Origin of the sequence: Frigoribacterium sp. Leaf164 (genome assembly GCF_001423665.1) — a bacterium.
Taxonomy (GTDB): domain Bacteria; phylum Actinomycetota; class Actinomycetes; order Actinomycetales; family Microbacteriaceae; genus Frigoribacterium; species Frigoribacterium endophyticum.
Map to the genome: position 1 here is coordinate 1,060,447 of NZ_LMOX01000003.1, position 8,310 is coordinate 1,068,756.

The 8,310-nt window shown below is 75.2% G+C and carries 6 protein-coding genes; 5 read left to right on the forward strand and 1 reads right to left on the reverse strand.

The window, feature by feature from the left end:
* Positions 1-210: 210 nt before the first annotated feature.
* Together cls and ASF82_RS12950 are read left to right on the forward strand one after the other, a co-directional pair.
* A complete protein-coding gene (gene cls / locus ASF82_RS12945) occupies positions 211-1,683 on the forward strand; it encodes a cardiolipin synthase (protein WP_056057736.1) in 1,473 nt (490 codons plus the stop codon).
* Positions 1,684-1,891: 208 nt separating this feature from the next.
* Positions 1,892-3,334 (forward strand): esterase family protein, encoded by a 1,443-nt coding sequence (locus ASF82_RS12950; RefSeq protein WP_056057739.1) that lies wholly within the window; start codon positions 1,892-1,894, stop codon positions 3,332-3,334.
* 220 nt (positions 3,335-3,554) lie between these two features.
* Here the strand turns inward: ASF82_RS12950 and ASF82_RS12955 are convergent, their stop codons facing one another.
* Complete coding sequence (locus ASF82_RS12955) at positions 3,555-4,211, reverse strand: TetR/AcrR family transcriptional regulator (protein ID WP_056057742.1); 657 nt, start codon at positions 4,209-4,211, stop codon at positions 3,555-3,557.
* Between the two features lie 77 nt (positions 4,212-4,288).
* On the opposite strand from ASF82_RS12955, the gene ASF82_RS12960 reads away from it, so the two are divergent.
* The 3 genes from ASF82_RS12960 (at position 4,289) to ASF82_RS12970 (ending at position 7,984) form a co-directional block, all read left to right on the forward strand.
* Positions 4,289-5,974 (forward strand): NAD(P)/FAD-dependent oxidoreductase, encoded by a 1,686-nt coding sequence (locus ASF82_RS12960; RefSeq protein WP_082514625.1) that lies wholly within the window; start codon positions 4,289-4,291, stop codon positions 5,972-5,974.
* A complete protein-coding gene (locus ASF82_RS12965; RefSeq protein WP_082514626.1) occupies positions 5,971-6,918 on the forward strand; it encodes a 3-hydroxyacyl-CoA dehydrogenase in 948 nt (315 codons plus the stop codon). The genes ASF82_RS12960 and ASF82_RS12965 overlap by 4 nt, the downstream gene beginning before the upstream one ends.
* Positions 6,919-7,072: 154 nt before the next feature.
* Positions 7,073-7,984: an alpha/beta hydrolase fold domain-containing protein gene (locus tag ASF82_RS12970; RefSeq protein WP_200932003.1), complete on the forward strand. Its 912-nt coding sequence runs from the start codon at positions 7,073-7,075 to the stop codon at positions 7,982-7,984.
* The last annotated feature ends 326 nt before the right edge of the window (positions 7,985-8,310 follow it).

An 8,310-nucleotide genomic window follows, 5' to 3' on the forward strand; every position in this document is an offset into this window, starting at 1 on the left:
CGCGGAGGGCGTCACCGACTCGCCGCTGCACTCGCTCGCCGACGCCCGCTCGGTGCTCGCGACGATCGAGGCGGCCCGGGCGCAGCTGACGGTGATCTGAGGGCGGCCGCGGTGGGCTGGGCGGGGCCGCCGTCCCTCCCCAGGAGCCCGTACCCCACAGGGGCGAGACCCGGGGAGGCGCGGTCAGGCACCACCTGACAGGATCAGCCCATGAGATGGCGCTCCGTGCTGAAGGCACTCCCCACCGTGGTGCTCGTCGTCGACATCGTGATCCGCGTGGTGTCGGTGGCGGCCGTGCCGCGCAACCGCAAGCCGAGCTCGGCGATGGCGTGGCTGACCGCGATCTTCGTCGCGCCCATCCCGGGCAGCCTGCTCTTCGGGCTGATCGGCTCGTCGAAGCTGCCCCGCGACCGGCGCGAGAAGCAGCGCGAGATCAACCAGCGCATCCTCGACGGCACCGCCGGCCTCGACACGAAGGCCGCGACGATCGAGACCGAGCCGCCGTGGTTCGGCAGCGTCGTGAAGCTCAACCGCACCCTCGGCTCGATGCCCCTCAGCCCGGGCAACACGGCCGAGCTGCTGCCCGACTACCGCGCGTCGATCGAGGCGATGACGGCCGCCGTCGACGAGGCCGAGCGGTACGTGCACGTCGAGTTCTACATCTTCACCCGCGACGAGACGACCTTCCCGTTCTTCGACGCGCTGAAGCGGGCCCACGACCGCGGCGTGCAGGTGCGGGTGCTCTACGACCACTGGGCGACGATCCGCAACCCGCAGGGCCGCGTCACGCGCCGGTGGCTGCGCGAGGCGGGGCTGAACTTCGAGGAGATGCTGCCGTTCCACCCGACCAAGGGCATGTGGCGGCGCCCCGACCTGCGCAACCACCGCAAGATCGTCGTCGTCGACGGCGACGTCGCCTTCACGGGCTCGCAGAACATGACCGACCCGAGCTACAACAAGCGCGGCAACATCAAGCGCGGCCTGCAGTGGAAGGACCTGATGGTGCGGCTCGACGGGCCGGGCGCCGTCGGCCTCAACGCGCTCTTCCTCACCGACTGGTACTCGGAGACCGACGAGCTGCCGGTCGTCGACGACCTCGAGGCCCCCGTCGAGCGCCGCACCGGCCCCGACGCGATCGAGTGCCAGGTCGTGCCGAGCGGGCCCGGGTTCGACGGCGAGAACAACCTGCGGCTGTTCAACGCGCTCGTCTACGGCGCGCAGGAGAAGCTGATCATCGCGAGCCCCTACTTCGTGCCCGACGACTCGATGCTCTACGCGATCACCACGGCCGCCGAGCGCGGCGTCGACGTGCAGCTGTTCGCCTGCGAGGTGGCCGACCAGTTCCTCGTCTACCACGCCCAGCGGTCGTACTACGAGACGCTGCTGCGCTCGGGCGTCCGGATCTTCCTCTACGAGAAGCCGATCGTGCTGCACTCGAAGCACTTCACCGTCGACGACGACGTAGCCGTCGTCGGCTCGAGCAACATGGACATGCGCTCGTTCAGCCTCAACTTCGAGGTGTCGCTGCTCGTGCGCGGTGCCCACTTCGTCGAGCGCCTGCGCGCCGTCGAGGACGACTACCGCTCGAAGTCGCGCGAGGTCCACCTCGACGAGTGGCTGACGCGGCCGGCGGCGATCCAGGTCGTCGACAACGTCGCGAGGCTGACCGCGGCCGTGCAGTAGGCGGGAGCGGCAGGCGGGGAGGCGCGGGAGCGCGGAGGGCGCGGGCCGGGCGTGAGGTGCGGGCCGGGCCGGGCGGGAGGTGCGGGCTGGGCGCCCTGCCGGTCCCGTCGCGCTGACGGCTGCGTCATGGGATCGCTCCCTAGGGTGTGCCCGCCCCGCGACCCGTCGACGCCCGACCTCCGGCGGGGCTCGTCCGGAAGGCCCCGCGGTGTCGTTCTCCCTCGTCTCCGTCCTCACCCTGGCGCCGGTGTACGCCCTGGCGCTCGGGCTGGCCGTGTGGCTCGTGCTCCCGCCGGGCGACCGGGTCGGGCGGCGGGACGCGCGGCCCGGGCGGAACTCGGCCGGGCTCCGACCGCACCTCCGGACCCGGGCGGCGGGCCGCCTGCGACCCCGCCTCCGATCTCGCACCCGCCCCCACCCCCGGCGCTGGTGGACGGCGGTCGGCGTCGCCGCCGTGGTCGGTGCCGGCGCGGGCGCCCTGGTGTCGTGGTGGGTCGGCGACGTGCAGGCCGCCCTCGACGTGCCTCCGACCTGGGTCGACCGGGCCTGGGTCTCCGCCCTCGGCGCGGGCCTGGCCGTGGCGGTCGTCGCCGCCGTGCGCGGCGGGGCCGGTCGTCGTGTCGTGGCCGGGCTCGGAGTCGTCGTCTTCGCCCTCTCGACGGGCCTCGCCGTCAACCGTGACGCCGGGCTGTTCCCGACCGTGGGGGCGCTGCTCGGGGTGTCGCACGTCGCGCCGCTCACGCTGCCGCCCGCCCAGCACGGGGTGTCGGCGGGCGACGCGACCACCGCCTCCGGCACCCTCCCGGCGGAGTGGACCCCGCCCGCCGAGCTGCCCCGGCACGGCCGGCTCGGCAGCGTGGTGATCCCGGCGACCGACTCGCACTTCCGGGCCCGGCCCGCCCTGGTGTGGCTGCCGCCGGCCGCGCTGACCGCCGACCCGCCCGCGCTGCCGGTCGTCGTGGCGCTCTCCGGCCAGGGGCCGGGCGCCGCCCCCGAGAACCTCGTCGACGCCGGGCACCTCGACGACCAGCTCGACGCCCTGGCGGCGCAGCACGACGGGCTCGCGCCGATCGTCGTGATGCCCGACCAGCTCGGCCGGCCGACCTCGAACCCGATGTGCGTCGACGGCGAGCTCGGCGACAGCGCGACCTGGCTCACCCGGGACGTGCCCGCCTGGGTCACGGCCCACCTCGACGTGCAGCGCTCCCCCGCCGCGTGGGCGATCGCCGGCTTCTCGCAGGGCGGCACCTGCTCGGTGCAGCTGGCGACCGGGCACCCCGACGTCTTCGGCTCGTTCGTCGACGTCAGCGGGCAGCTCGGTCCGCTGCTCGACGGCGGCGTCGACCGCACGATCGCCCGCGGGTTCGACGGCTCGCGCGCCGCGTACGACGCCGCCCAGCCGGTAGCGGTGATGCGGGCGCACGGTCGGTACGCCGACCTCGGCGGCTTCTTCGCCGTGGGGGCCGACGACTCGCGCTACGGGCCCGTGCAGCCCGTCGTCTCGGCCGCGGCGCAGGCGGCGGGCATCGACGTGACCCGTCTCACGGTGCCCGGCAGCGGGCACGACTGGCACACCGCCTCCGTCGGGCTCGCTGCCGGCCTGCGCTGGCTCTGGCCGCGCCTCGGCCTCGGCGCCGTCGTGGGCGGCTGACTCTCGGAGGCGACCCGCCCCGCCGCCCCCGCCCGGCCCCCGCCCGGCCGTCCTCGCACCCGCGAGAACCACCGACTGATCAAAGAACCACGTCAGATCGTGGTTCTTTGATCAGTCGGTGGTTCTGCCGCGCAGCCGGGTCGCCCGCCGTGCACCTCGCCGGCCGGGCAGGCGACGGTGCTGGCGTTCGGCGCTCAGCGCGCCGCGGCAGGGGCGGCGCTCAGCGCGCGGCGGCGCCGTAGATGCTGCTCAGCCAGACGTGCAGCAGGGTGTCGACGGGGTCGACGGCCGCCCCGGGCAGGCTGGGCTCGGTGAGCGCCGCCATGATCACGCGCTCGTTGAGCAGGTTGAGGCTGGTCGCGAGCACGCGCGGCTCGGGCCCGGCGACGGCGGCGCCGCGGGCGCGCTCGGCCTCGATCGCGCGGGCCGTCTCGTCGATCCAGCCCTGCAGCAGCCGCGACCACTGGGCGACGATCTCGGCGTCGGTGCCGCGCGCGCCGACCACGGCGGCGACGACGCCGGGGTGCGCCGCGAACGTCTCGAAGAAGGCCGAGATCGCGCGTCGCCAGGTCGCGGCGGGGTCGTCGGCGAGCCCGACGAACACCTCGGCCGACCGCCGCGACGCCTCGTGCGCGACCCGGTCGAGCAGCGCCAGCAGCACGCTGCGCTTCGACGCGAAGTAGAAGTAGAACGTCGGCCGCGAGATGCCCGCCCCGCGGGCGAGGTCGTCGATCGTCAGCGCCGAGAAGTCCTTCTCGCCGAGCAGCCGGTCGGCCGTCGTGAGGATCGCCTGCTCGCGCTCGTCGCCCGACACCCGGGTCGCCCGCCGCCCCCGGCCCCCGGGAGTCGCGGCGACGGCGTCGAGGTCACGGGGCATGCGCCGATGGTACCGTCCCGCAGCGCTCGGCGGACACACCGTCGACACTCTCGACACTGTGTCGATACAGTGGACGCATGACCGATGAGACGACGACGTCCGCCCCGGCGAGCTCCGCCGACGGCCCGACCGGCCCCGTCGAGCACCTCGACGTCGTGGTCGTCGGGGCCGGCCTCTCCGGCGTCGGCGCCGCCGCCCGGCTGCGCGCGGCGTTCCCCGGCCGGAGCATCGCCGTGCTCGAGGCCCGCGCCGTCAGCGGCGGCACCTGGGACCTCTTCCGCTACCCCGGCGTCCGCTCCGACAGCGACATGGCGACGCTCGGCTACTCGTTCCGGCCCTGGGTCGACGAGCGGTCGATCGCGCCGGGCGCGGCCATCCTGCAGTACGTCCGCGACACGGCGGCCGAGACCGGCGTCGAGCAGCTCGTGCGGTACCGGCACCGCGTCGTCGGCGCCGACTGGTCGTCCGACGACGACCGCTGGACCCTGCGGGTCGAGACCGGCGTCGCCGACCCGACCCGCGACTCCGGCGGGCCCGACGCACCCCGCGACCCCGGCACGCACGACGGCACCAGCACGACCACCACCCTGACCACCTCCTTCCTCTTCCTCGCCTCCGGCTACTACCGCTACGACCGGGGCCACCGCCCCGAGCTGCCCGGCGAGGCCGCCTACGAGGGCGAGTTCGTGCACCCGCAGCAGTGGCCCGAGGGCCTCGACACCGCCGGCCGCGACGTCGTCGTGATCGGCAGCGGGGCGACGGCGATGACCCTGGTGCCGGCGCTCGCGGCCGGGGGCGCCCGGGTGACCATGCTGCAGCGCTCGCCCACCTGGGTCGCGGCGCTCCCGAGCCGCGACCGTCGCCTGCTGCCGCGGGCGCGACGCATCGGGCTCCGCGCCTCCGCCCGGGTCTCGCGCTGGCGCGGCATCGCGACCGGCCTCGTCACCTACCGGTTCAGCCGGCGCGCGCCCGAGCGCACCGGGCGGATCCTCCGCGAGCGCGTGGCCGCCCGCCTGCCGGAGGGCTTCGACGTCGACCGCCACTTCGTGCCGCGCTACGACCCGTGGGACGAGCGGCTCTGCGTCGTGCCCGACGGCGACCTGTTCCGGGCGATCCGCGAGGGGTCGGCGCGGGTCGTCACCGACACGATCGCGGGCTTCACGCCGCGCGGCGTGCGGCTCACCTCGGGCGAGGAGCTGACCGCCGACGTCGTCGTCACCGCGACCGGCCTCACGCTGCAGCTCTTCGGCGGGGTCCGGATGACCGTCGACGGCCGCGAGGTCGACCCCGCCGAGCACGTGACCTACAAGGGCGCGATGCTCGACGGCGTGCCGAACATGGCCTTCGCCATCGGCTACACGAACGCGTCGTGGACCCTCAAGATCGACCTCGTCGTCGCCTTCGTCGAGCGCGTGCTGCGATCGATGGAGTCGCGGGGCGAGTCGCGCGTCGTGCCCACCGCCCCGACCGGGTCGCGGGGCCTCGGCGAGCTCACGCCCCTCATCGACCTGCGCTCGGGCTACGTCGCGCGCGGCGTGCACCTGATGCCGCGGCAGGGCGCGCGGACGCCGTGGCGGCTGCACCAGGACTACCTGCGCGACCTCGTGCTGTTCCGGCTCGGCCGCGTCCGCGGTGACGGGCTGACGTTCGGCTCGGCGGGCGGGCGGGCGCGCGGGCCCGGGCCCGCGCCCGCGCCGGTTCCCGCCCCGATGACCACTGCCCCGACCACCACCCGACCGACCCGACCGAAGGACCGACCATGACCTCCCCCCTCGACCCGGCCACCGCCTCCCACGATTCCGACGCCGCCACCGCCTCCGACCCCGCCTCGGCGACCCCGCTCTCGCGCGTGACCGTGCTCGGCACCGGCGTGCTGGGCGCGCAGATCGCCTTCCAGGCGGCGTACACCGGCAGCGACGTCGTCGCGTACGACATCGGCGACGAGCAGATCGCCGTCGCGCGGGCCCGGTTCGAGGGCCTCGCCGCGACGTACCTCACGCCGCAGGGGCTGCGCGGCGCCACGGAGGAGACCACGAGGGAGGCGCTCCGTCGCGTGACCTTCAGCACCGACCTGGCCGAGGCCGTCGCCGACGCCGACCTCGTGGTCGAGGCCGTGCCGGAGAGCCTCGAGCTCAAGCGCGACCTCTACGCCCGGCTCGCGCCGCTGCTGCCGGAGCGCACCGTGCTCGCGACGAACTCGTCGACACTGCTGCCGAGCGACCTCGTCGACGCGACCGGGCGGCCCGAGAAGTTCCTCGCGCTGCACTTCGCCAACCTCATCTGGGTCAACAACACCGCCGAGGTGATGGGCACGCCGGCCACCTCGCCCGAGGTGTTCCGCGCCGTCGTCGAGTTCGCCCGCGGCATGGGCATGGTGCCGATCGAGCTGAAGAAGGAGCAGCCCGGCTACGTGCTCAACTCGCTGCTGGTGCCGCTGCTGAACGCGGCCTCGGCGCTGCTCGTGAAGGGCGTCGCCGACCCCGAGACCGTCGACACGACCTGGCGCATCGGCACCGGGGCGCCCTTCGGGCCGTTCCAGATCATGGACGTCGTGGGGCTCCGCACCGTGCACGCCGTCTCCGTCGCCGGCGGGCCGGAGGGGCGCGCGTTCGCCGAGATGATCCAGCGCGACTACCTCGACCGCGGGGCCACCGGGCGCGAGAGCGGCGAGGGCTTCTACAGCTACCCCGCGCCGTCGGCCGAGTAGCGTCCGCGTCGTGGAGCTGAGCCGGGTGCTGTCGTCCGTTCGTCGTCGTGCCGCCGGGCGGGGGGCGGGGTCTCGCGGTGCCGGTGCGGGGTCTGGTGGTGCCGGGGCCGGGGGCGGTGCCGGGTCTCGACCCGCGACTCCCCCCGTCCGCTCCGTGCACGAGCCGCTCGCCACGCGGCTGGTGCTGCCGCGGGCGCTGGCCCCCGTCTTCCTGCGGCTGACGCGGGCGAACCGCACCTTCACGACCGAGGCCGGGGCCCGGCGCCGCATCCGCGAGCGGTCGCTGCGGCCCGCGCCGTACGGGCCGCCCGCGACGCTGCGCTCGGACGTGCGCGTCGACGTCGAGCAGCGCGGCGGCTGGCCGGTCTACCGCGTCTCGCGCCGCGACGGAGCCTCCGCCGGCACCGTCGTCTACGCCCACGGCGGCGGCTGGGTCGGCGAGATCGTGTCGCAGCACTGGCACCTCGCCGCCCAGGTCGCGGCCGAGGTCGGCACCACCGTGCTGCTGCCGATCTACCCGCTCGTGCCCTTCGGCACCGCCGAGGAGGCGCGGGTCGGCATCACCGACCTGGTCACCTCGGCCGTCGGCCCGGTGGTGCTCGCGGGGGACTCCGCGGGCGGCCAGATCGCCCTCTCCGCGGCGCAGTCGCTGCGCGACCAGGGCGTCGACGTGGCGCACGTGCTGATGATCTCGCCGGCGCTCGACCTCACGTGGAGCAACCCGCGCATCCCCCTCGTGCAGCCGACCGACCCCTGGCTCGGCACGCCCGGCGGGCGCGTGCTCGCGGAGCACTGGCGCGGCTCACTCGACCTGCTCGACCCCGTGGTGAGCCCGCTGGCCGGGGAGCTCGCGGGGCTCCCGCCCCTGACGGTCTTCACCGGGACGCGCGACGTGCTCAACCCCGACGCCCACCTGCTGCGGTCACGGGCGGCCGCCGCTGGGGTCGCGCTCGACTGGCGCGAGGGGGTCGGCGAGCTGCACGTGTTCCCGCTGCTGCCGACGCGCGCCGGGCGCGCCGCGCGGGCGCAGATCGTGCGCACGCTGCGTGCGGCGCTGCGCGGCTGAGCCTGATCTAGGTGACCCGATCTGGGCCCCCGCCCGCCCGCAGGGCCCACGACGAGTCGTCTCGATGAGGGGCCCGGCGCTGCGCGCCGACCACTCCCCCCACGACGCCGCTCAACCCCCCAAAATGGCAACTCACGAGCGCGCACCGATCGAGGTGACCCGATCTGGGCCGTCGCCCGCCCGCAGGGCCCACGACGAGTCGTCTCGATGAGGGCCCGGCGCTGCGCGCCGACCACTCCCCCCACGAGCAACCCGCCTCGGTCAGTTGCCACTTTGGGGGCCCCACGACGCCGCTCAACCCCTCAAAACGGCAACTCACGAGCGCG

Coding starts and splice junctions, on each gene's coding strand:
- cls (WP_056057736.1), top strand. CDS start 211: ATGAGATGGCGCTCCGTGCTGAAGGCACTCCCCACCGTGGTGCTCGTC.
- ASF82_RS12955 (WP_056057742.1), bottom strand. CDS start 4,211: ATGCCCCGTGACCTCGACGCCGTCGCCGCGACTCCCGGGGGCCGGGGG.
- ASF82_RS12960 (WP_082514625.1), top strand. CDS start 4,289: ATGACCGATGAGACGACGACGTCCGCCCCGGCGAGCTCCGCCGACGGC.
- ASF82_RS12965 (WP_082514626.1), top strand. CDS start 5,971: ATGACCTCCCCCCTCGACCCGGCCACCGCCTCCCACGATTCCGACGCC.